Source organism: Chryseobacterium proteolyticum, assembly GCF_046591535.1.
In the GTDB taxonomy this organism is placed as follows: domain Bacteria; phylum Bacteroidota; class Bacteroidia; order Flavobacteriales; family Weeksellaceae; genus Chryseobacterium; species Chryseobacterium proteolyticum.
Genome location: NZ_JBJLWK010000003.1, coordinates 66,010 through 89,284, shown reverse-complemented (window position 1 = coordinate 89,284; position 23,275 = coordinate 66,010). Strand labels below are relative to the sequence as shown.

Below are 23,275 nucleotides of genomic sequence, written 5' to 3'. Positions count from 1 at the left end.
AGCAGTAGTTTTCATTAAGGATATTCTGTAAAAATTGTATATTTATTGCTTAAAAATTATATTTATGAGTAAAAAATTATTTTTATTGCCTGTGTCTGTGGTGATGCTTTTTTGTTTTGATAAAATGAACGCTCAGAATTCTGAAAATATCATTCATGATTTTTACAAAAGAAATGGACAGCTAAATTTAAAGAGCGGTAATAATAGCCAGGTTGGGATTGAGATTTTAAATAATGATTCTTCCAAAAGTTTGAACGCTAATATTTTGGATGTTCAACAAACTTACAATGGACTTAGGGTTTATAATGCTTTAGGCAAAGTCATTATAAAAAATGATAAGATCATTTCCGAAAAAAATACCTTTAGTAGAAATATTGTTATTGCTAATCAGCCAAAAGTTTTGAAAAGCCTTTCAAAGGAGTTTCTCAAGCAGCAATTGGGATTACGCGAAATCGCAAACATAGATTATTTGACAGATGTATATTTTGAGAAAAATGGATTATATATTTTATCTAAAGAGTTATTTGTTTCAGATAAAAATACGTCAGATGTTTGGCATGTAATTGCCAATGCGAGTAGTGGAGAAATACTTAGTAAGGATAACCTGACACTTGATTGTAGTTTTGAACGGAATATCCATCCGCACGAAGCCTCTAACGGATTGGAGGCAACTGAAAAGATGAATAATGTACAAATGCTTCAAGGAGTGGCTAATAAAATCCCAAATACAAAGTTGGTTAATAGCTTGTTTCCTCCTTCCAATGCTTCCTATAATATTTTTCCTTTACCTCTGGAAGCTCCCACATTTGGTTCTCGTTCAACTATTAATAATCCATGGGATGTACAAGCATCTCCCGAGGGATGGCATTCGGATGGGACAAATAATTACACAAACACGAGAGGAAACAATGTTTATGCCTATTCAGATCAAAATAATGCCAATGTTCCAGGATATTCACCAGATGGAGGAAGCACGCTTAATTTCGATTTTCCTTTTGCAGATGGAAGGTATGATGATCCTTTTGCCTACAAAGACGCTGCTATCACCAATTTGTTTTATATGAACAATAAAATGCATGATATATTTTATAAATTCGGATTCACAGAAACGGCGAGAAACTTTCAGACGAATAACTTTAATAATGGTGGAATAGGGAATGATGCCGTGAGAGCAGAGGCTTTTGATGGAAGTGGACTTAACAATGCTAATTTTAGTTCAGGTTATGAAAGGGTTGTTGGAGGGCAGCCCCAGGTTTTAGCGCCAAGAATGCAGATGTATCTTTATGATAGAACACAGACTCCTGATGATCCTATCATAAGGTATCAATACAACACTCCTGCATCAATTACTAGCAGACCAAAAGTATTAACAGGTGGAGCAGGATTTGGACCGGTTTTTGGCCCGCCAGTGACAGGAGACCTCATTGTTTCATCACCTACAGATGCATGTACAGCGCCAGCGCCGGGTAGTCTTACAAACAAAATTGCAATTGTAACAAGTACAAGTTGTGAGTATGGTCTCAAAGTATTGAATGCTCAGAATGCAGGTGCTGTTGGTGTAATAGTCTATAGACCTTCTAATGATACTCCCACAAGCATGGGTGCTGGATCCTATGGATCTCAAGTCAATATTCCTTCTATAAACATTGGGAAAACAGAGGGGCTTTTTCTGGTTGGAGAGCTTAACAATGGCAATGCTATTAATGCCACATTGGACTTTGATTATGATGGATTTAAACATTCGAGTTTTGATAACGGAATTATTGCTCATGAATACGGTCATGGTATTTCAAATAGATTAACCGGTCAGGGATACAGTTGTCTATCGACAACTAATACCATTGAACAAATGGGGGAAGGATGGTCAGACTACTTTGCCTTGATGCTGACTACAAGACCAGGTGACACATCATCCTTAGCAAGAGGTGTAGGAACTTATCCGAAAGGGCAGCCAGTTACAGGAGTTGGGATCAGACCGGCTAAGTATTCTCCGGATTTTTCTGTAAACGGGTATACATATAATAGTACCAATACTGCTGTAGTTCCTCATGGTGTAGGATTTATTTGGGCTACCATGCTCTGGGATCTTACCTGGAAGTATGTTGAAAAGTATGGATATAATAGTGATGTATTGGCAAACCCAACATCCGGTAATGCAAAAGCATTACAGATTGTGGTTGATGGGCTTAAGCTGCAACCATGTAGTCCAACCTTTATTGATGGTAGAGATGCTATTCTTCAAGCTGATGCTATAGGAAATGGAGGAGAAGATAAATGTATGATTTGGAAAGCATTTGCCAAAAGAGGATTAGGAGTAAATGCTTCTGCGGGAAGTAAAACGGTGGGAACTGATCAAGTAGAAGATTTTACTATTCCATCGGACTGTGATAGTGTGCTTGCAACTAAGGAAAGTAACCTTGCCAATAATCAATTTATTATATTCCCTAATCCTACTTATGATGAGTTCTTTGTTGGAAATATAAGTAAATCAAAAGATGAAGTAGAAATAAGAGTATTTGATATGTCGGGAAAAGTGGTGATTACTGATTCAAGAATGCCAGAATCTAAAAAAGCCATTTCTACAAAAAGTTTTCCTAAAGGAGTATATATGGTTCATATTAAACAAGGACTTAAAAGTCAAATTGAAAAGTTAATTGTAAAGTAAAAAACAATTGTTAAGATTAGAATAAGGTTGTTTCAAGAACACTTTTACTTTCGAAATTCTGTCTGATGGCTTTGTCATTCTGGAGATTGGAGAGTATTGTTGATCTTTTGAGACAGCTTTTTTTGTAGCTTTAATGTATGGAACTGCGTTTTGAAATCAAATCCCTTCGATTAAAAGAAACTTTCTCAATAGCTTATGGTAATTATAACACCAGAGAAAGTTTGCTTATCGAATTATCTCACCATAATTGTAAAGGATATGGAGAGTGTGTTGCCATTGATTATTATAAGATTAATCTGACCATGTTGGTTTCAAAATTAAATGAAATCCGTTCCGGAATTGAAGCACGAAAAATTGAACACCCAAAAGAATTTTATCAATTTCTTTCTTTTTCAGATTTACACCCCTTTTTAAAATCTGCCTTAGATTGCGCCTATTGGGACCTTTTCGGAAAACTTGAAAATAAGAGTTTTATGGAGCTCAATGATCTTTCTTCAAAAAAATTAGTGGATAGTTCCATTACTATATCTGTAGGAACTATAGGTGAGCAAATCGAAAAAATCGAAAAAAGCATCTGGAATAAGTTTAAGGTGAAATGCAGTGGTTTACAAAAGGATGGTGTAACCAGACTTTTACAATTGGACAGGAATATCGCTCTGGATTCGAATGCCAGCTTTACGGATGATGATTGTTTATGGCTTCAGGGAAATTCCGATGTGCAAAAATTCACATACCTTGAGCAGCCGAGACCAGTCGGCCATTATCAGGTTTTAGAAAAAAAATGCTTATGCTAACTGGATGGCAGACGAGGACTGTCAGGAGATGGATTCTTTAGAAGCTTTAATACCTTATTATAGAAGTGTCAATATCAAATTAATGAAATGCGGAGGTTTGACCCCTGCTTTAGAAATGATAAGAAAAGCCAGAAGTTCATGTTACAAAGTAATGATAGGATGCATGACAGAATCTACAGTTGGGATTTCTGCAGGGTGTGTTTTAACCGGACTTGTCGATTACGTTGATCTCGACGGGGCAAATCTGATCTCCAATGATTATGCTACTGGGAACTTTGTAGAAAAGGGTATCATAATTTTATCGGAGAAACCTGGATTGGGAATAGAGTTAAAAAAATAAGCTTTCATTTGAAAGCTTATTTTTTATTTACAGAAATCAGATAATCATACACCATTTGATGCTGATCATCAGTCAGTTTAGCTTTTGGAGCCATTCTGCTTAACGTTTTGATCCATCCCTGGTCGTCGTGTTTTGCAGGATCCGGTAATTGATGGCATTTGTTGCAGGAATTTTCAAAAATGGTTTTTCCCTGAGTCAGTTGTTCAGAAGCTGTATATTTCGGTCCTGTTACTGCTACACTTTTCGGTCCGCACGAAACCATAAATGCAGATCCTAAAACAATACTTAAAACTAACTTTTTCATTGTAATATTTTTAGATATGATTATTTTTTTTACAGAAACAATATAATCATATACCCATTGATGCTGCTCGTCAGTGAGTTTTGCTTTTGGAGCCATAGAGTTCATAATTCCTACCCATTGAACCGGATTATGTGATGTGGGATCCGGTAGTTTATGACATCTCGTACAAGAGCTTTCAAAAATGGTCTTTCCCTGAGCGATTTGTTCAGCAGTAGATACTGCAGGGCCTATAGCTGAAGTTGCCGTTGATGATTTTGAGGTGCATGATGATACCAGAACAGCAGTAAAAAATGCTATAGCGATTATTTTTTTCATTGTTTCTTATATTTGATTGATAACAAATGTAGCAAATTCCTTATGCTATTGATAAAATCAGGTGTAGTTTTAATTTAGAAGAAATAAAATTAAAAGAGCTTTATGAGGTAGTTTGATGCTTATTTTTATATTTTTGACCTAATGAAATTTTCAACAGAAGACTTGGTGGAAGGAATACGATCAGGAAATAAACGTCTGATCGCAAAAGCTATTACTTTAGTTGAAAGCAAAAAAGCCGAACATCGCCTCCAGGCAGACGAATTACTAAAGGCAATTATGCCATTTACGGGAAATTCCATACGGATCGGAATTACTGGAGTTCCGGGGGCAGGAAAATCTACTTTCATTGAAAATTTTGGACGACTGGCTATTGCTCATGATAAAAAAGTGGCAGTTCTTGCAATTGACCCGAGTTCGGCAATCAACAAAGGAAGCATTCTTGGAGATAAAACAAGGATGGAAGAGCTGGCAAAAGAAGAAAACGCTTTTATCAGGCCTTCCCCGAGTTCCGGGTTTTTAGGAGGTGTTGCCAATACAACCTTTGAAACCATGATGATCTGTGAAGCTGCAGGATATGATTATATCCTTATTGAAACTGTAGGGGTAGGACAATCTGAAGTTCTGGTTGCCGATATTACAGACGTATTCCTGTTTCTTAAGATTATTGGTGGAGGAGATGAGCTTCAGGGAATTAAAAGAGGGATCATGGAGATGGTAGATATTATTTTTATTAACAAAGTTGAAGAAAGTAATTTACAAAAAGCCAAAACCACCAAACTTGAATTAAAAAGGGCGCTCGATTTTATTCCCCCAAAAGAAAAAGGCTGGAAAGTTCCTATTTTATTAGGTTCTGCACTTCATAATGAAGGACTGGGTGAAATCTACGATACATTAGCTGAATTTATTGATCTTAAAAAGAAGGCCGGAACATTTGATGAAATCAGAGTTCAACAGGCTGAAAAACGTTTTGAATATTGGGTTCAGGAATATATTTTAGCCATGATGAAGAAGAGTGATTCCGTAGAAGAAGCTTATTTGCATCATAAAAAAAAATGCTTCAGCAATGGTTTCCAACCCAAGTACTGAAGCTAAATTGTTTGTAGAAAGATTTTTATCTAACGGGACCCGTGAAGATTAAGGAGCGGGTTCAGGCTCGTTCTTAGAAACAAATCCATCATATGATATAGGCTGTCTGTCATTACTTCGTACAGAAGTAAATGCTTTTCCGTTTTTATAAACCTCAATAATGATCTCGTCTACATTGTTTACATCATTAGGCTTAACTCTTACAATCCAGTTTCCTTTTTTATTCTGGGATTTATTCACCGTATAATCTTTCGAAGTGAACCTGTAGCTGTTGCTGCTGGTATTACCATAAGTGGGGTTAAATAGTCTTCCGAAATAAGGAAGGGTAACTTCTAACTTGTTTTTTCTCAGCTCTACCGTGTAGTTGCCGTTAAGCTGAAGAATTCTTGTCGATGTTGAGTTGGGCATGGAATTCATAATGTTGATAACATCATAGTTGGTAGGGTTTGCCCGTTCTGCGTGGAACGTAAATTCCTGCGAATTAATCAGCGAATCTGTAGTTTTAGAATCGCCGGTATTTTGAGAAGCACAACTTTGAAAAAAGAAGATAAATCCCAAAATATATATAAGTGAAATATATTTTTTCATGACCTTAATAATTATTAAATTTAAATAGCAAAATGTATGCAAATATATGGGTTGTAAAACTTTTTGGAATAATAATTGTTAAAGTTGAATTATTAACACTTAAACTATGAAATTAACTTATCTATTAGGAATAGGAGCAATTGCTTTATCAGTTGTAGCTTGTACCACGAACCCTATTACGGGTAGATCTTCGTTGCAGTTGGCAAATAATTCTGAAATATTAACGATGTCATCTCAGGAGTATAGAACAACATTGTCCAAATCAAAGATTATATCAGGGACGGCAGATGCTAAAAGAGTGGTAAACGTAGGAACAAGAATAAAAGGAGCTGCTGAAAGATACTATCAGAGTATCGGAAGATCTGCAGATCTGGCAAACTATAGCTGGGAGTTTAACCTTCTTCAGAGTAATGAATTAAACGCCTGGTGTATGCCTGGTGGAAAGGTAGCTGTATATACAGGAATATTACCGGTAACTAAAAATGATAACGGACTGGCAGTAGTTTTAGGCCATGAGGTTTCTCATGCTTTGGCAGGACATGGAAATGAAAGAATTTCCCAGGCAATGGTAGCGCAATACGGCGGGACTATATTAGGCGGAACTATTTCTAATTCCCAATGGGCTAATATTTTCCAGAAAGTATATCCGATTGGTTCGCAGGTTGCTTTGTTAAAATATGGAAGAAATCAGGAGTCGGAAGCTGATCAGATGGGATTGTATCTGATGTCTATGGCCGGATATGATCCAAGGGAGGCAATTCCTTTCTGGAACAGAATGGAAGCTGCATCTTCTGGAAGCAGACAGCCGGAGTTTCTTTCTACTCACCCAAGTCCGGGAACGAGAATATCAGATATTCAAAAAGATTTACCAAAAGCATTGGAATATTACAAAAATGCAGGTGGGAAAATTTAATCAAATTCAGCTTTGCTAAAATTTCACTACATTAGTAAAGACTAAATCACCAAAAACACAACATTATGAAAAGTATATCAATTACAGGCCTTATACTTTTAGCAGTATCAGCTTTACTTTTTTATTTAACAACAGACTTTGCTGTTGAACAGATCAAGCTTTCTCATATTATGGGAATTATGGGGGGGAATTGGGATCGGGCTTATCATAGGTGGAATGGTAGGCTATCTGAGTAAAGGATCTGCTATTAAAGAAGAGCAAAGAAGAAGGGAATTTAAGCAGCTACAGAAAGAGAAAGAAGAGTTGGAAAAACAAGCTGTGGAAATTGCAAAACGACAAACAGAATTAGAAAACCAAAATAAAAATCCTCAGGTATAATACCTGAGGATTTTTTAATAGTTGTTATTTTCTTTCGGTTAAAATTTATAACCCAAACCTACCATAAAGAGATTAGGGCGATTATCATATCTGATTTCTTCACCAGATACTCTGTTTACAAAATTTCTTTGATCTTTACTAAATGCACCTTCATATCTTGCGTTGATAAGAAGTTTTTTAATTTCAAGCTGAGCTCCGAACTGGTATCCTACAGTAAAATTATCTCTTGCATTTTCTTTAAAATCATTAAATGTATCCTCCTTAGCCAGGTTATAGCTGGCAACAGGTCCAATGAATACACCCAGCATATCCCCTAATACTTTATGACCTACAAGTACCGGTAAATCGATACGGTTGTTTTTAACATCGAATGTAGTATTGGAAACAGGATCCGTGAATTCATTTTTAAAGGTGGTGTAATACAATTCCGGCATCAGGAAAAATGCCATCGGAAGGTTAGCTTTTAATGAAAGTCCAATATTAAATCCTACATTATTCTTTCCCTTATTGTCTATTGCCGCACTTGCCGTATTGGAGATATTTTTCCACGATGGAGATCCTGTTGGAAAAATTAAGTTTGCCTTACCTGCAAGAGAAATCTGTGCAGAAGCAAACATCGAAAGGCTTAATAGCGCTATACTAAATATTTGTTTCATTTTCGTCTAGTTTTGTGATCGTATTATCAATAGTTTTATTATTTTCAAGTAAATACACTCTCAATTCTTTAAATAGCTCTGAAGAATAAACGAAGTCAATAAGATTTTTATTGCCTGCTGTAATCAGAATGTCTTTATTTCCTTCCCACTCTTTGATTCCTAATCTCAGATAGACAATCTTTTCACCTATCGTCATTACGGAGTTCATATCGTGTGTATTAATGATCGTTGTTGTGTTATATTCTTTTGTTATTTCGAGAAGTAGATCATCTATTACATTGGATGTATAGGGATCCAGTCCTGAATTTGGCTCATCACAAAACAAGTATTTAGGATTGTTCACAATGGCTCTTGCAATGGCCACCCGTTTTTGCATTCCTCCGGAAATTTCGGATGGAAATTTTTTGTTGGCTTTATCGAGATGTACTCTTCCAATAACTTCAAAAACTCTTTTTTTCTTTTCCCTGAAACTTAAATTGGTAAACATATCAAGAGGAAACATAATGTTTTCCTCCACTGTCAGAGAGTCAAACAAAGCGCTTCCCTGGAATACCGTTCCGATTTCCGATCGCAGGTGCTGCTTTTCTTCACGGGTCATTGTATTGATGTCTTTACCATCAAAAAGAATTTCACCTGAGGAAGGCTGATATACATTTAGTAAACTCTTAAGAAATACTGTTTTTCCCGATCCACTTTGCCCGATAATCAGATTTACTTTCCCTTTATCAAAAGAAGTTGAAATTCCTTTAAGTACTTCAACATCATCAAAACTTTTTTTTAAGATTTTTTACCTCAATCATTAGCTTAATATTAATTGGGTTAATATTAATTCGGAAATGATAATAAATACCATTGTCCAAACCACGGCTTGTGTACTCGCTCTACCTACTTCCAGTGAACCACCTTTTACAAAGTAACCGAAGTATGAAGGAACTGTTGCAATAACAAAAGCGAAAACGATCGTTTTTATAAATGCATAGTAAACGAATAAATTAGGCATATACATCTGTATCCCCGTAATATAGTCGGATTCCGTCCAGTTTCCTGTTAAAATTCCGGCAATATAACCACCGCCTATACCAAATACAATACTGATTGCAATGAGAAGCGGGTTAAAAATGATACACGCAATTATTTTAGGGAGTATCAGAAAATTGGGTGAGTTAACTCCCATGATATCCAATGCATCAATTTGTTCTGAAACCCTCATTGTACCTATACTGGATGCAATATATGAGCCTACTTTTCCCGCCAGAATCAAACTGATAATGGTGGGTGAAAATTCCAGTACAAGCACTGCTTTTGTAGCGTATCCCACGAACGAAGTAGGAATGGGAAATGAAGAAGCATCAAAGTTATTGAACATTTGGATGGCAACTACAGCTCCCACAAATATGGATGTAAAGATAACCAACCCGAATGAGTTGACCCCTAAATCATTGATTTCTCTCATGAACAGCTTCCAGAAAACCCTCATTTTCTGAGGTTTTTGCATAGATTTACCAAGAAGAATAATATATTCCCCTACGGCTGTGAAAAACTTTTTTAACATTCTGCTAAATTAGACTTTTTTTATTAAGCATTCTTTATTTTGCGTTTTTATCTCCACCTAAAACCAGTAAAATAGTTTTCAAAATGATAATAAGATCCAGGATGAAGCTCCAGTTTCTTACATAGAAGGCATCAGCCAGTATCCGCTTTTTCATTTCAACCTCCACATCCCCGGAATCGCCCCTGAGCCCGTTTACCTGTGCAAGACCTGTAATCCCTGGATTTACAGTACTTCTAAGACTATATCTTCCTATTTTGGGTTTATAATAATTATCTACTGCCAGCATATGAGGACGTGGTCCTACAATTGACATCTCTCCCCTTAATACATTAATAAACTGTGGCATCTCATCCAGGCTTGTTTTTCTGAGAAGCTTACCAATCCCTGTGATCCTTGCGTCATTTTCCGATGTTGTTCTCGTTGTTGACTCATCATTCACCACCATTGTTCTGAATTTTATACAGCTAAATACTTCTTCATGAAAACCATATCTTTTCTGTATGAAAAAAACAGGCCCTTTTGACGTCAGCTTGATAAAAATTGCAATTATCGGAAATAACCACAAGCAGATACCTATCATAACCACAAGTGAAAAAACGATATCAAACAATCTTTTTAAAAGGTAATTGGAATAATAATCCAAAGGATACTTTGCCTGATTGAGAACCGGCTGAGTCTCTACATATCCCAGGTCGTAAGTAAAAAGATCAGTCTGAGATATATTAGGGATCAGCGAAATATGCACCTTGCTTGCTTCAGCTAATCTGAAAATCTCATCCTCCATCTGAGAGGTAAATGTATTTTCCAGTGGTAGAAATAATGTATGTATTCCGTTGCTCTTCCAGAAGGACTGAAGTTCTTGGGTCTGAATTATTTCAGTAGGGTATTCAAAAATTCTGTATCCGAAGTCTTTCCTTTCATTCAATATGTTTTTCAAAACATTCGTAGAGCTGTTCTCACTTAGAAACATCACATTCCTGTTGTTAATTCCTATAGATCTCAGATATTTTATTCCAAAATAAATAATGGATTTTGTAATCAATATAAAAGAAAACAGGTACAGCGACAACCAAGAAAGCTCTGAACTGAAAAATTTATTATTACTTACCTTTCTTATTAATACAAGACCAATTACAAACAATATAAAATGAGTAACAATACGTTCTATAAAAGTAGTGTAGGTAAGGTTTCTTCTTATATTGTAAATTTTGGTTCTTCCACTCAGCAGAATCCAAAAAGAGATCAACAAAAGCAATGGGAACGAATTTTCGTACCAAATATCCTTGTCGTGTATAAGATCCCGGTTTCTGCTTAAAAAAAAAGAAAATAAAAACAGATGCAATAACCAAAAGGTCAAGCAAAAGGATAATCGATTTTAAATATCTAGAGTATCGAATTCTCTGCATCTATCGCTATATAAGGGATGTCAGGAGCTAAGATATGTAATTTTTACGGGATATTAAGATATTTATGCGTCTGAACTGAGGCCTGCCATTCCGGATTTGCTAAAATGAAATCAGTAATTTTCGGATACATTTCATCACGTTTACTCCATTCACTTTGAAGATACAGCTTACAATCTTTTGAAACCTTAGCAGCTTGCTCCTGTGCAAATGCAAAATCGTGATTATTGAAAATAATTACCTTCAGTTCACTGGCTTTCTCATATACATCTTCTTTTGGAAGACCTGTTTTCTTTGGAGAAAGGGTGATCCAGTCCAGTTGTCCGCTTACAGGATAAGCCCCCGAAGTTTCAATGTGTATGGTACATCCCAAGCCCTTTAGCTTGGAGGTTAAAATATCCAGATTCCACATCAAAGGTTCACCACCGGTTAAAACTATGGTTTTACAATGTTTTGCTGCTGTTTCTGCAATTTCTTCCGCATTCATCAATGGGTGAAGATCAGGATTCCAGCTTTCCTTTACATCACACCAATGGCAACCTACATCGCAGCCACCCAATCGTATAAAATAAGCGGCTTTTCCTGTGTGTGCTCCTTCACCTTGTAAAGTGTAAAAATGCTCCATCACAGGGAGCATTTTACCTTCATTTAATAAAATATCTTCTTCTTTATTCATTTTTAAATTAGTCGTTATAGACTGAAGTTTTATAAGCAATGATGGTGTTTTTCATCAACATAGCTCTTGTCATGGGACCAACTCCTCCGGGAACAGGTGTAATCCAGCTCGCTTTTGCAGCACAGCTATCAAAATCTACATCACCTGCCAGATAATATCCTTTTGGAGAGTCATCATCCACTCTGGTAATTCCTACATCTACAATTACAGCACCGTCTTTAATCATTTCTCCCTTTAAGAAATGAGGATCTCCCAAAGCCGTAATGACAATGTCCGCTTTTTTAGTATATTCTTCAATGTCCTTAGTATAAGAGTGTGTAAGGGTAACAGTAGAATTTCCAGGGAAGTCTTTTCTTCCCATCAAAATACTCATGGGTCTCCCTACGATTTTACTTCTTCCGATAATTACACAGTCTTTACCTTTAGTTTCAATATTATATCTTTCTAATAATGTTAAAATTCCAAAAGGGGTAGCAGGTAAGAAGGTATCCATTTCCAATGCCATTTTCCCGAAATTTTCAGGATGGAATCCATCAACATCTTTTCTTGGATCAATAGCATTAATGATTTTCTCCTGATCAATCTGATCCGGTAAAGGTAACTGAACGATGAATCCATCCACAGCTTTAGATTTATTCAGCTCATCGATTTTTTCCAGTAATTCAGATTCGGAAACCGTACTCGGGAATTTAATAAGGCTGGATTGAAAACCTACTTCCTCGCAATCCTTTACTTTAGCATTTACATAAGCCTTGCTTGCTCCGTTGTTTCCAACAAGGATGGCCACCAAATGAGGTGCTCTTCTTTTGCTTTCAAGAATCTTTTCAACTTCTGTCTTGATTTCTGCTTTTATTTCTTTGGATACTTTTAGTCCGTCAAGAATTTCTGCCATTTTACTTTTTTATTAGATATTACTTTCTTTATTTATTGTCCTTATAATAATTGATCAGCCCGTTAGTCGAACTATCGTGTGACCCAATAGTTGCATCATTCTCCAGTTCAGGTAGAATTTTGTTGGCTAATACCTTTCCAAGCTCTACTCCGAATTGATCAAAACTGAAGATATTCCAGATCACTCCCTGAACAAAGATTTTATGCTCATACATTGCTATTAACTGGCCTAATGAAAAAGGAGTTAATTCTTTGAATAATATGGAGTTAGTTGGTGTGTTTCCGTGGAAGACCTTGAAGTTTAACAGCCTTTCTATTTCCTCATCCGATTTTCCTGAATTTCTTAATTCTTCCTCTACTTCTTCTTCATTTTTTCCAAAAGCAAGCGCTTCCGTCTGAGCGAAAAAGTTAGCCAGTAGTTTGTCCTGGTGATCAGAAACCTTATTACTACTTTTTGCATAGGCTATAAAATCAGCAGGAATTAATTCCGTACCCTGGTGGATCAGCTGATAGAATGCATGCTGTCCATTTGTTCCTGGCTCTCCCCAGATAATAGGACCTGTTTCATATTCCACAAATTCACCATTTCTGTCTACGCATTTTCCGTTGCTTTCCATATCTCCCTGTTGTAAGTACGCAGCAAATCTGTCAAGATACTGGGAATAAGGCAAAATAGCATAAGTAGTTGCAGCATAAAAATTACGGTACCAGATGCCAATGAGACCCATTAAAACCGGAATGTTTTCTGAAAAGTCTGTGTTCTGGAAATGTTGATCAGTATCAAAAGCTCCTTTTAACAATTCTTCGAAGTTTTCATAACCTACTGCTAGAACAATACTTAGTCCGATAGCACTCCAAAGAGAATATCTTCCGCCAACCCAGTCCCAGAATTCAAAGATATTATCTTCTGCGATTCCGAAGCTTTTAACTGCTTCAATATTAGTGGATAAAGCTACGAAATGTTTGGCAACGTCATCCTGCTTTCCAGCTTGTAAAAACCAATCTTTTGCAGAGTTGGCATTAGTCATTGTTTCCTGGGTTGTAAAAGTTTTGGAAGCAACGATAAACAGAGTTGTTTCAGGATTTAAATTTTTAACGACTTCTGCAATATGGTTTCCGTCCACATTAGATACGAAATGAACGTCCAGCCTTGTTTTGAAGTGTTTTAGCGCAGAGCATACCATCACAGGACCAAGGTCAGAGCCTCCGATTCCGATATTAACTACATCCGTGATTTCTTTTCCGCTAAATCCTTTATGCTCTCCGGAAATTATTTTCTCGGAAAAAGATTTCATATGGTCAAGGACTCTTCTGATGTGAGGCTTTACATTTTCTCCATCTACCAAAATTTCCTTATCCGAAAAATCCCTTAAAGCTGTATGAAGAACTGCTCTCCCTTCTGTTTCATTGATTTTGTCACCACTAAACATTTTAGAAATGGCGTCTTTTAGCTGGCATTCTTCAGCTAAATTCAACAACAATTCTTTAGTCCTTGAATCCATCAGGTTTTTAGAGTAATCAAAAAGAAAATTTTCTTTTTTTTATTGAGAACTCTTCAAAACGATTTTCATTGTATGCGAAAAGGGTTCTTAAGTCGAAATCATTTCCTGCAAAGTGTTCATCAAGGGCTTTCCAGCTGTTGGTGTGTATGGGATTTATTTTTGATAGCATATGTTCAAAGTTAAAATTCTAGGTTGAGAATCAATAATTTTAATGGAATCTTGAGATTAAAATGCAAATTTAAGGAAAAATAAAACCTCCGGGAAAAATTGGCCATGGTAAAATGTAAAATTATGGTGATCATCCTGATGTTGTATCCTTTTCATGATTGTTGAGCCAGGAAGTGAGATTAATATTTGTTAATTTTCAATATATTATAAATTGATAATTAGTTTTTTACGGGAACCTTTGTATATTTATACGCCGTTACGTAATTCTGAATAATGCATCTCTCGCATTACCACAAAGCCTTTTAAAAGAGGTGAAACCGTGAATACATATCACTTAAATATATCGTTAAATGAAAAAAATTATTAAAATCACAGTATTATTACTGGTGTATAACCTGGGATTCGGCCAGACCAATTATTATGTAGATAAAACAAACGGAAACGATAACAATAACGGAAGCAGCACCGCTCCATGGAAAACAATACAAAAAGCAGCCACTAAGGCTACCCCAAACAGTATTGTGAATATTAAGGCAGGTACTTATTACGAAAATGTTGTTATCAACGTAAGTGGAACCAGTGGAAACTATATTACTTTTAAAAATTATGCCAATGATAATGTAATCATTGACGGAACAAATACCCCGGGAAGTACTCTGTTGACGGTGACGAATAAAAGTTTTTTGAAATTTGAAAACCTGACCATCCAAAACAAAACAGTAAATGATGCGCAGGGAGTGCTTGTTCAAACAACGGGAATCGGTTCATCTACAGACCTCACGTTCAAAAACATAACGGTTACAAAAATTAATTGGAATGCAAATAAAGATGTACCGGTTAATTCTAATAATAATGCGCAGGGCTTTATTGTGTATGGTCGTAATGGCGGAATTACCAATCTTACGATAGACGAATGCAAGGTGTTTAATAATATTTTGGGTTATAGTGAAGCATTGGCTGTAAATGGAAATATAGATGGATTTATAGTCAAAAATTGCAAGGTATATGATAATACAAATATAGGAATTGATATCCTAGGACATGAGGGTACAGCATCAAATACATCATTAGATGAAGCCAGAAATGGAGTAGTGATTAATAATGAGTGTTATAATAATGTTGCAAAGTATGCAACTTCCGCTGGGATTTATGTTGATGGCGCGAGGAATATTACTATAGAAAGAAATAAAATTTATCAAAATGGATATGGAATTGAGGTCGGAGCTGAAAGAGATGGGATTGTTCAGCAAATTACTGTAAAAAACAATTTAATATATAAAAATAAAGAAGCAGGGCTTTCGATAGGAGGGTTTGATGATAATACCACAGGTCAGGTTATTAATAGTGTTATCCGAAACAATACATTTTTACAAAACGACACTGCGAATAAAGGATCTGGAGAAATTTCGATGAGCAAAGCTTCTAATTGTACTTTTGAGAACAATATTTTTTACACTGGCCCGGAAAATTTATTGATGTTTATAGATAACAAGAGTCCACAATCGAACAATACTTTTAATTATAATTGTTGGTATACTCCAAATAATGATCAAAATGATATCGCAGTAGATTGGAGAGGAACAACCTATGATACATTTGCAGCGTATAGATCTGCAACTGGCCAGGACGCCAATTCTCTTTATGCTAATCCAAGTTTGGTATCCATTTCAAGTACAACACCTATTGTAAAATTAAATGCAGCAAGTGTTTGTATAAATAAGGGAAAACCAACTACTGCTATTACTTCAGGTGAATTGGATTTTTATGGAGCTGGGAGAATTTCAAATACAATTATCGATATAGGGGCAAGTGAGTACAGTGCTACATTAGGTACTACAACCAATGAAATTTTAAATTTTGGAACGATTTCCCCTAACCCATCAAGTGGTATTTTTAATTTTGAATTAGATGCAGATAAAAAGCCGTATTTTATAACTGTATATAATATGGGTGGACAAGAATTAAAAAAATATAACTTTTTAACGAACCGGTTTTCCATAGACTTATCGGGGCTTACGGAGGGGACTTACTTTGTTAAAATGCAAAATAAGTTTGGAGTGTCTTCTAAAAAAATTATAATAAAAAAATAACAAGATCATATAAATAGAAGAAAACCTCCGAATAAAATCGGAGGTTTTTAAAATCTAAAATTATGGTGATAACCCAAAGGTTAGGATAGCATTGTGTTATTATGAAATGGGTGGGTTCGTCTTTTGAATAGGTTTTCGTCTTCTGATACAATAGATGATCACTGCTGCGATTAATAAAACCGGCCAAATGGTGATCAGTCCTACTACAATTTTTTGAATAAGATAAAACCCTTCTACAAAGGCATTCTTAGCATCATAGATAAAATTGAATTTGTATTTATTATCAATATTTTTAGTATTCGTTATGGCAATTTCCGCAATCCGGTACTTAGGTTCTTTAATGTAAATGTCAATTGTACTATATTTCAGATTGTCAGTAACGTCAAGATTAGCGAGTTGCTGAAGATTGCCTTCCGACATATTGTCGTCATCCAGTTTTACCTTTTCCTTGTTGTTCTTCAGCTGAGTGATATTTTCACCCGTTTTTTTGATCCTTCTTCCTTCTAGTTCTGCGTATTTTATGCTGGATGTTACATCTTCAGCATTGATTGATCGAAAGTTTAGGAAGAGCTTTTTGTTATTAATCAAGGTTAAGAATTCTCCTAATTTTGGTGTAGGCACACGTACCTGCATAGCATTTTCAGTCTGGTATTTTTTTACAAGTATGGCGTCTTCATTGGAAGTATTATAAGTGTCCTCTGAAATTATATTGCTTCGTAAGTTACTATGTGTAACAAATCCTCCCAGATCCTGCACTGATTTTTCAATTGAAACGGTTGCATCATAAACATCTTTTACCTCCATATTGACATCTGCAGTTTTAATAAACTGTTTGTCTTTTATCTTCATTGTTGCAGCAGAAGATACACTATCGGATACCCTGAACGAAGCAGAATCTGTAGCATTTGCCGTTTCGTAATCTGCTGCTACCGCTTCTCCTTTTTTACACGAGTAAATACCTAATAAAAGAACAGCAGCCAGAGATAATTTAATGTAAGTAGTTTTCATAATATTTATTTTTGTTGATACCAAAGTTCAGATGGAATGGTTTGTAAAGTTTGAAAATCACAAGTAAAAACTTTGTAAATAGAAAATGATATTTAATTCATTGTAAGTCATGTATTTGTAAAATGAAGATGGTTGTAAGATTTAAATTTCGGAGTGATTTTTGTATATCTTTTACAAATTAAATCACAACTGTAACTATGTCGAATACTTTTTCCAAAATCAGAAATGCTATAGAATTATTCAGATCAATAGATTTTGATCAGTTAAGCGCAATATCCAGAAAAGTAGATCTTCCGAAGCTGATGCATAATTTCTCAAAATTAGATGACAAACAATTAGGAGGTTTAATGAAAATGCTGGATTCCGATAAAAAGAAGAAAGAGCTACCTCCCATTGACGGTGACTTTTACGATATTTATCATACGCTTACGCCTGAACAAAGAGAAATACAGCTAAAGGTCAGGGCATTTATGGAAAAGGAAGTTAAGCCTTTGGTTAATCATTATTGGTTAAGAGATGAATTTCCTTTTGAACTGATACCTAAATTCCAGAAACTGAATATTTGCGGGGTCACCTATGAAGGATATGGTTGCCCCGGAATGCCTTTCCTAATGGAGGGGGTTATTGCAATGGAGATGGCGAGAATTGATGCTTCAATAGCTACTTTTTTTGGGGTGCAGTCAGGATTGGCAATGGGATCCATTTATATATGTGGTTCTGAAGAGCAAAAGCAAAAATGGCTTCCTCAGATGCAAAAGTTTGAAAAAATAGGAGCTTTCGGATTAACGGAACCTGAAGTAGGATCCGGCGCAGCAGGAGGATTAACTGCTACATGCAAGAAAACGCCTGAAGGATGGATTCTTAACGGAGAGAAAAAATGGATTGGAAATGCTACGTTCGCTGACTTGGTGATTATCTGGGCAAGAGATGTCGATAGCGGAGAGGTGAAAGGATTTATTGTAGAAAAAGATAATCCGGGGTTCTCTGTTGAAAAAATTAAGGGAAAAATGGCTCTTCGTATCGTACAAAACGGATTAATCACTTTAAAAGATTGTCTTGTAACTGAAGAAAACAGACTTCAAAATGCTAATTCTTTTAAAGATACAGGTAAAGTATTGAGAATGACAAGGGCCGGAGTGGCCTGGATGGCGACAGGTTGCGCAAGAGGTGCTTATGAAAGTGCATTAGACTATACCAGGAAAAGAGAACAGTTTGGAAGACCCATTGCTTCTTTTCAGATGATTCAGGGGCATTTGGTAGAGATGTTGTCAAACCTTACTGCTATGCAGACGTTGGTTTTCAGGCTTTCTGAAATGCAGGACGAAGGGATTTTAAAGGATGAACATGCTTCACTGGCAAAGGTTTTTTGTACTTTACGTACAAGGGATATTGTATCCAGAGCCCGTGAGGTAATGGGTGGGAATGGAATCCTGTTAGAATATGATGTTGCAAGATTTGTGGCAGATGCCGAGGCGATATATTCTTATGAAGGAACTAAAGAAATCAATTCACTAATTGTCGGTAGGTCTATAACAGGCTTTAGTGCATTTGTATAAAAAAAGACTGCAATTGCAGTCTTTTTTAGCTTACTAAAGCTTTGTATTTTTTGCTGTTATCTGCGATTATCCAGATGTTAATTAGGAAAAGGACCAGGGAAATCGCAATCCCTGTTGAAGATGGGTCTCTGTATGTATTATGCAATACAATACCCACCATGACGGGTAAAATTACAATTGCTCCTAAAGCTCTTGTTTTTGGGAAGATAAAAAGTAATCCCCCAATAATTTCTACTACACCCACTAAAGGCAGCAGCCAGCCGATTTCACCAAATGCAGTATATAACTTTATTTGTGCTTCGGTAAGTTTGGGTGCTGGATTGTAGTGCAGAAATTTGTCGAGCCCTGCATTCAGAAACATAAGTCCGAACAGTAGGCAAAGAATGAATTTTATGACTTTCATGATTGATGGATTTTCATCAAATTTACATAAAAATACAAGAAATTGATTAAAAATATCTTTAAATCTAATGAAAGTAATTTGATTGTAGATTAAATATTGATTATTCTTTAATAGTGAATTGGTGTTCAGTCCATTTCTTTTAAAGTAATATTCTTCGAAATTTTATAACTCTTTTTCTTTTTATTAGGCTTTTCATCTTCACCCAGTAATTTTCCCCATGGCTGTAATCCATCCACTCTCTCAAAGATGATTTTAATAATAGCAATTGCAGGAATACAAAGGAACATTCCTGATATTCCCCACAGATGCTCCCCAACAATAATGCCTATAAAAGAAAATAATGCGTTGATCTTTACTTTCGAACCTACCACAAAAGGAAGTACAATATTCCCATCCACCACATGTACTCCTATGTAACCGATAATCACATATATACAGGTAGAAGGAGTAGTCGTTGCAAAAGCGATAAAACAAGAAATGACTAAGGAAATACAAATTCCCAGATAAGGAATAACGTTGAGCAATCCTGTTAACACACCTAATAAAATAGCATATTTAACGCCTAAAATTGCCAGGATAATTGACGTAAGGCTGGATACAATAATAATCTGTATGCAAAGGCCAATAATGTATTTTTTCGTCATGACGCGAACCTCAGATACTACTTCCTGTACACTTGCTTTATGTTTTTCACTAAAGACATTAACAATAAAGTTGTTAAGGATTCTTCTGTAATTTAAAATGAAGATGAAAAACAATATAAAAAATACAAGGAAGCCTAGGCCTGTAGAAAAGATTCCAAAAGTAAATCCCAGAATAACTCCTGAGGATGATAACAGTTTATTTAAAGCCTGATCAATGTAGTCGAGTTGTTCATGAATCTTAACATTGAATGTATGATATACCCATTTTTGAAGACCGTTGAAAACGGTGTCGAATTGCATTCTTAGGTGTGGGAGGTCCTTGGTGAAACTTGAAAGTTGAGATCCAAAGAAAAATATTAATCCTGCTAAGATCACTAACATACAAAGAACAGATATCATTGTGGAAACAGAGCGTGGAAATCTTAATTTTCTTTCTAAGAATGTAGAAAAAGGCAAAAATAACATTGCCATTAAAAAAGCAAGAAAGAAAGGAGCCAGGATGCTTTGTCCTAACTCTATAAGGTATCCGATACCTATAATTGAAATAATAACAAGGGTTAATTTTAGAAGGAAGGGAAGCTTAAAAAAATTCATAACTCATAATCTGTTTTATAAAATTAGTAAAACCCATTGAATTGAAAGGCTTTTTATTCAATTAACTTGAATTCTTTTCAGAATATAAATTAATTTGATTAAAGATGTGGTATCTAACTTCTGAATCCTGAGTAATTCTTTTAGGAAGACTTATAACTGCATACCATACTTTTAAACAAAAAACACATCTCAAAACTGAGACGTGTTTTTTTGTTTATTGACTATATGATAATATTACTTTTCTATGGCAATATCAATAACATCTTCCATTTTGTTAACGTAATGAACGTTAAGGTCTTTCAGATAATCTTTTTTGATTTCTTCTACATCTTTTCTGTTAGCTTCGCAAAGAATAACATCTTTAATACCTGCCCTTGTAGCTGCGAGAAGTTTTTCTTTGATACCTCCTACAGGAAGCACTTTTCCTCTGAGGGTAATTTCTCCCGTCATGGCCAGGTGAGGTTTAACTTTCTTGTTTTTAAAAGAAGAAACCATTGAGGTTAGCATGGCAATTCCCGCGGAAGGCCCGTCTTTTGGAGTGGCGCCTTCAGGAACGTGAACGTGAATGTTTTTCTTTTCGATATCTTCCTGATCAATTCCTAATTCTTTATGTTTTGCTTTGATGTACTCCAATGCTATTGTCGCAGACTCTTTCATTACCGTTCCCAGGTTCCCTGTCATTGTCAGTGTGCCCTTTCCATTGCTGAGAATACTTTCGATAAATAAAATATCTCCTCCCACACTTGTCCAGGCTAATCCTGTAACTACTCCTGGAACTCCTGTGATCTCTGATAAGCTTTTAGGTCTTGGAACACCAAGGATCTCATCTATTTTTTCAACAGTTATTTTAGGATCATAATCTTTAAGCAATGCGGTTTGTAATGCCACCCACCTTGCAATAGAAGCTATCCTTTTTTCTAATGTCCTTACTCCACTTTCTGAAGTGTGAGCCTCTATAATATGTTTAAGTTCAGGATTTCCAAGCTTAAAAGATTTTGAGGTCAAGCCGTTTTCTTCCTGTTGTTTTTTGATAAGATGCCTTTTTGCAATTTCTGTTTTTTCCTCCATGGTATACCCTGCAATCTGGATGATCTCCATTCTGTCAAGAAGCGGGGTTTGTATGGTAGAGAGAGAATTTGCAGTAGCAATGAACATTACTTTAGACAAATCATAACCCATTTCCAGGAAATTATCATAGAATGCATTGTTTTGTTCAGGATCCAGAACCTCTAAAAGTGCGGAACTTGGGTCTCCATGGATTCCCTGTCCTACTTTATCAATTTCATCCAATACAATAACCGGATTAGACGTTCCTGATTTTTTTATGGACTGAAGAATTCTTCCTGCCATTGCTCCTATGTAGGTTTTTCTGTGTCCGCGAATCTCACTTTCATCATGAAGACCACCTAAAGATAACCGTACATATTTTCTTCCCAGGGCATCGGCAACAGATTTTCCTAAAGAAGTTTTACCTACTCCGGGAGGACCTACAAGAAGTAAAATCGGAGATTTCATGTTGTTTTTTAATTTTAAAACAGCCATGTGCTCAAGGATTCTTTTCTTTATGTCTTCCAGCCCGAAATGCGCTTTTTCAAGAACTTTTTCAGCTTTTACAATGTCGAAAACATCTTTTGTATAAGTTTCCCATGGAAGGTCCGTGAAGAAATCTAGATAATTTCTCTGAACATTATAGTCCGGAGAATTAGGGTTTTGTCTTTGTAATCTGTTGATTTCTTTTTGAAAATGTTCTTCAACTTCCTTACTCCATTTTTTAGTCTTTGCCTTGTTGATAAGATCTTCTACATCTCCTTCTGCTCCACCTCCAAGTTCTTCCTGGATCGTTCTGATCTGTTGGTTAAGGAAGTATTCTCTCTGCTGCTTGTCAAGATCTTTTGATGTTTTCTGATGGATCTGGTTTCTTAATTCCAGTTTTCGGTAGTCCTCGTGCATCTTTTCATAACAGCTGTTGGCTCTTGCCATCAAGCTTTTTTCTTCAAGAAGCTTTTGCTTTTCTACAGAAGGGAAACTGGCATTGGTGCAAATAAAATTCAATAAATCATCGTTATTGTTGATGTTTTTTATTGCAAAATTAGCTGCGTTTGGAATATTTGGATCAAGCTCAATTATTTTTAAAGCTAAATCCTTAATATTTTCCAGTAAAGCATCATATTCATCCTGGTTTTTGGCTTTGGTATCTTTTAATTTAGAAATTTCAGCCTTAAAATAAGGTTGTGTTTCAATAAATTTTTTGACCTTAAAGCGGTGAAAACCTTTAGTAATAGCAGTAATATTTCCTTCAGGAAGTTTGATGATCTTTATGATCTTCGCCAGAGTTCCTGTTTGATATAAGTCTTTTTCAGTAGGCTGTTCTAGTTCTGAGTTTTTCTGACTTACAATCCCAATGAAATCTCCATTTTTCTGAGCTTCTTCAAGAAGCTGTATAGATGCTTTTCTTCCCGCGGTAATAGGTATTACTACATTTGGAAACATAACCATGTTCCTCACAGGAAGAATAGGAAATATTTTTTGTTCGGAATTTTTATCAGTTTCCGAAAAGTCGGAAAGATTTATCTCTTCCGCCACAATATCAAATCCATCGCTAATCATTTCCTCCAAACTAATATCTTCAAATTCTGTCATAGTAAATCAAATGACAAATTGTCATTCTCGTTTTAAATCGTTAAAGTGATTAAGCATAATATGCTAAGAAAATACCTAGTATATTATGTTAATGTAAGATGCACAATAC

General features: G+C 35.7%; 18 protein-coding genes and 3 pseudogenes. 8 read left to right on the top strand and 13 right to left on the bottom strand.

The window, feature by feature from the left end; genetic code table 11:
* The first annotated feature begins 64 nt into the window (after positions 1-64).
* The 3 genes from ACJ5H0_RS11230 to ACJ5H0_RS11220 all read left to right on the top strand — a co-directional run bounded on the left by ACJ5H0_RS11230 (position 65) and on the right by ACJ5H0_RS11220 (position 3,799).
* Positions 65-2,665, top strand: coding sequence for a T9SS-dependent M36 family metallopeptidase (locus tag ACJ5H0_RS11230; protein ID WP_411249619.1), 2,601 nt, complete (start codon positions 65-67; stop codon positions 2,663-2,665).
* Positions 2,666-2,802: 137 nt separating this feature from the next.
* Positions 2,803-3,459 (top strand): enolase-like domain-containing protein, encoded by a 657-nt coding sequence (locus ACJ5H0_RS11225; protein ID WP_411249617.1) that lies wholly within the window; start codon positions 2,803-2,805, stop codon positions 3,457-3,459.
* A 4-nt stretch (positions 3,460-3,463) separates the two neighbouring features.
* Positions 3,464-3,799, top strand: a complete 336-nt coding sequence (locus tag ACJ5H0_RS11220; RefSeq protein WP_411249615.1) for an enolase C-terminal domain-like protein — start codon at positions 3,464-3,466, stop codon at positions 3,797-3,799.
* A 16-nt stretch (positions 3,800-3,815) separates the two neighbouring features.
* Here ACJ5H0_RS11220 and ACJ5H0_RS11215 read toward each other — a convergent pair whose 3' ends face one another.
* On the bottom strand, positions 3,816-4,418 hold the full coding sequence (locus ACJ5H0_RS11215) for a c-type cytochrome (RefSeq protein WP_411249613.1): 603 nt from the start codon (positions 4,416-4,418) through the stop codon (positions 3,816-3,818).
* A 141-nt stretch (positions 4,419-4,559) separates the two neighbouring features.
* Here ACJ5H0_RS11215 and meaB point away from each other — a divergent pair, with 141 nt between their 5' ends.
* On the top strand, positions 4,560-5,504 hold the full coding sequence (gene meaB, locus ACJ5H0_RS11210; RefSeq protein ID WP_411249612.1) for a methylmalonyl Co-A mutase-associated GTPase MeaB: 945 nt from the start codon (positions 4,560-4,562) through the stop codon (positions 5,502-5,504).
* A 48-nt stretch (positions 5,505-5,552) separates the two neighbouring features.
* Here the strand turns inward: meaB and ACJ5H0_RS11205 are convergent, their stop codons facing one another.
* The gene (locus ACJ5H0_RS11205; protein ID WP_411249611.1) at positions 5,553-6,092 is read right to left on the bottom strand and encodes a DUF4251 domain-containing protein; all 540 of its coding nucleotides are present in this window, start codon (positions 6,090-6,092) and stop codon (positions 5,553-5,555) included.
* A 106-nt stretch (positions 6,093-6,198) separates the two neighbouring features.
* Here ACJ5H0_RS11205 and ACJ5H0_RS11200 point away from each other — a divergent pair, with 106 nt between their 5' ends.
* Positions 6,199-7,005, top strand: coding sequence for a M48 family metallopeptidase (locus ACJ5H0_RS11200; protein WP_172281311.1), 807 nt, complete (start codon positions 6,199-6,201; stop codon positions 7,003-7,005).
* A gap of 65 nt (positions 7,006-7,070) precedes the next feature.
* A pseudogene (locus ACJ5H0_RS11195) lies at positions 7,071-7,383 on the top strand (hypothetical protein).
* 38 nt (positions 7,384-7,421) lie between these two features.
* Here the strand turns inward: ACJ5H0_RS11195 and ACJ5H0_RS11190 are convergent.
* From ACJ5H0_RS11190 to pgi, 7 genes and pseudogenes are all read right to left on the bottom strand, one after another.
* Positions 7,422-8,039: an outer membrane beta-barrel protein gene (locus tag ACJ5H0_RS11190; RefSeq protein ID WP_172281307.1), complete on the bottom strand. Its 618-nt coding sequence runs from the start codon at positions 8,037-8,039 to the stop codon at positions 7,422-7,424.
* Positions 8,023-8,839, bottom strand: a pseudogene (locus ACJ5H0_RS11185) (ABC transporter ATP-binding protein). The gene ACJ5H0_RS11190 and the pseudogene ACJ5H0_RS11185 overlap by 17 nt, the downstream one beginning before the upstream one ends.
* Positions 8,839-9,591: an MlaE family ABC transporter permease gene (locus ACJ5H0_RS11180; RefSeq protein ID WP_172281304.1), complete on the bottom strand. Its 753-nt coding sequence runs from the start codon at positions 9,589-9,591 to the stop codon at positions 8,839-8,841. Before ACJ5H0_RS11180 ends, ACJ5H0_RS11185 begins: the two are co-directional and overlap by 1 nt.
* Positions 9,592-9,625: 34 nt before the next feature.
* Positions 9,626-10,933 (bottom strand): exopolysaccharide biosynthesis polyprenyl glycosylphosphotransferase, encoded by a 1,308-nt coding sequence (locus ACJ5H0_RS11175; RefSeq protein WP_411249608.1) that lies wholly within the window; start codon positions 10,931-10,933, stop codon positions 9,626-9,628.
* Between the two features lie 107 nt (positions 10,934-11,040).
* Complete coding sequence (locus ACJ5H0_RS11170; RefSeq protein WP_172281292.1) at positions 11,041-11,670, bottom strand: 7-carboxy-7-deazaguanine synthase QueE; 630 nt, start codon at positions 11,668-11,670, stop codon at positions 11,041-11,043.
* 7 nt (positions 11,671-11,677) lie between these two features.
* On the bottom strand, positions 11,678-12,562 hold the full coding sequence (locus ACJ5H0_RS11165; RefSeq protein ID WP_172281290.1) for a bifunctional 5,10-methylenetetrahydrofolate dehydrogenase/5,10-methenyltetrahydrofolate cyclohydrolase: 885 nt from the start codon (positions 12,560-12,562) through the stop codon (positions 11,678-11,680).
* A gap of 28 nt (positions 12,563-12,590) precedes the next feature.
* Positions 12,591-14,232 (bottom strand): annotated as a pseudogene (gene pgi, locus ACJ5H0_RS11160) (glucose-6-phosphate isomerase).
* Positions 14,233-14,581: 349 nt separating this feature from the next.
* On the opposite strand from pgi, the gene ACJ5H0_RS11155 reads away from it, so the two are divergent.
* Positions 14,582-16,321: a T9SS type A sorting domain-containing protein gene (locus tag ACJ5H0_RS11155; protein WP_411249605.1), complete on the top strand. Its 1,740-nt coding sequence runs from the start codon at positions 14,582-14,584 to the stop codon at positions 16,319-16,321.
* 99 nt (positions 16,322-16,420) lie between these two features.
* On the opposite strand, the gene ACJ5H0_RS11150 is transcribed toward ACJ5H0_RS11155, so the two are convergent.
* Entirely contained in the window at positions 16,421-17,329 is a 909-nt protein-coding gene (locus ACJ5H0_RS11150; protein WP_411249603.1) for a DUF4349 domain-containing protein, read from the bottom strand.
* 197 nt (positions 17,330-17,526) lie between these two features.
* Here ACJ5H0_RS11150 and ACJ5H0_RS11145 point away from each other — a divergent pair, with 197 nt between their 5' ends.
* Complete coding sequence (locus ACJ5H0_RS11145) at positions 17,527-18,885, top strand: acyl-CoA dehydrogenase family protein (RefSeq protein WP_411249601.1); 1,359 nt, start codon at positions 17,527-17,529, stop codon at positions 18,883-18,885.
* A gap of 25 nt (positions 18,886-18,910) precedes the next feature.
* On the opposite strand, the gene ACJ5H0_RS11140 is transcribed toward ACJ5H0_RS11145, so the two are convergent.
* From ACJ5H0_RS11140 to lon, 3 genes are all read right to left on the bottom strand, one after another.
* On the bottom strand, positions 18,911-19,288 hold the full coding sequence (locus ACJ5H0_RS11140) for a DoxX family protein (RefSeq protein ID WP_172281280.1): 378 nt from the start codon (positions 19,286-19,288) through the stop codon (positions 18,911-18,913).
* Positions 19,289-19,413: 125 nt separating this feature from the next.
* On the bottom strand, positions 19,414-20,526 hold the full coding sequence (locus ACJ5H0_RS11135) for an AI-2E family transporter (RefSeq protein ID WP_172281278.1): 1,113 nt from the start codon (positions 20,524-20,526) through the stop codon (positions 19,414-19,416).
* A gap of 234 nt (positions 20,527-20,760) precedes the next feature.
* Entirely contained in the window at positions 20,761-23,166 is a 2,406-nt protein-coding gene (gene lon / locus ACJ5H0_RS11130) for an endopeptidase La (protein WP_172281276.1), read from the bottom strand.
* Positions 23,167-23,275: the final 109 nt, after the last annotated feature.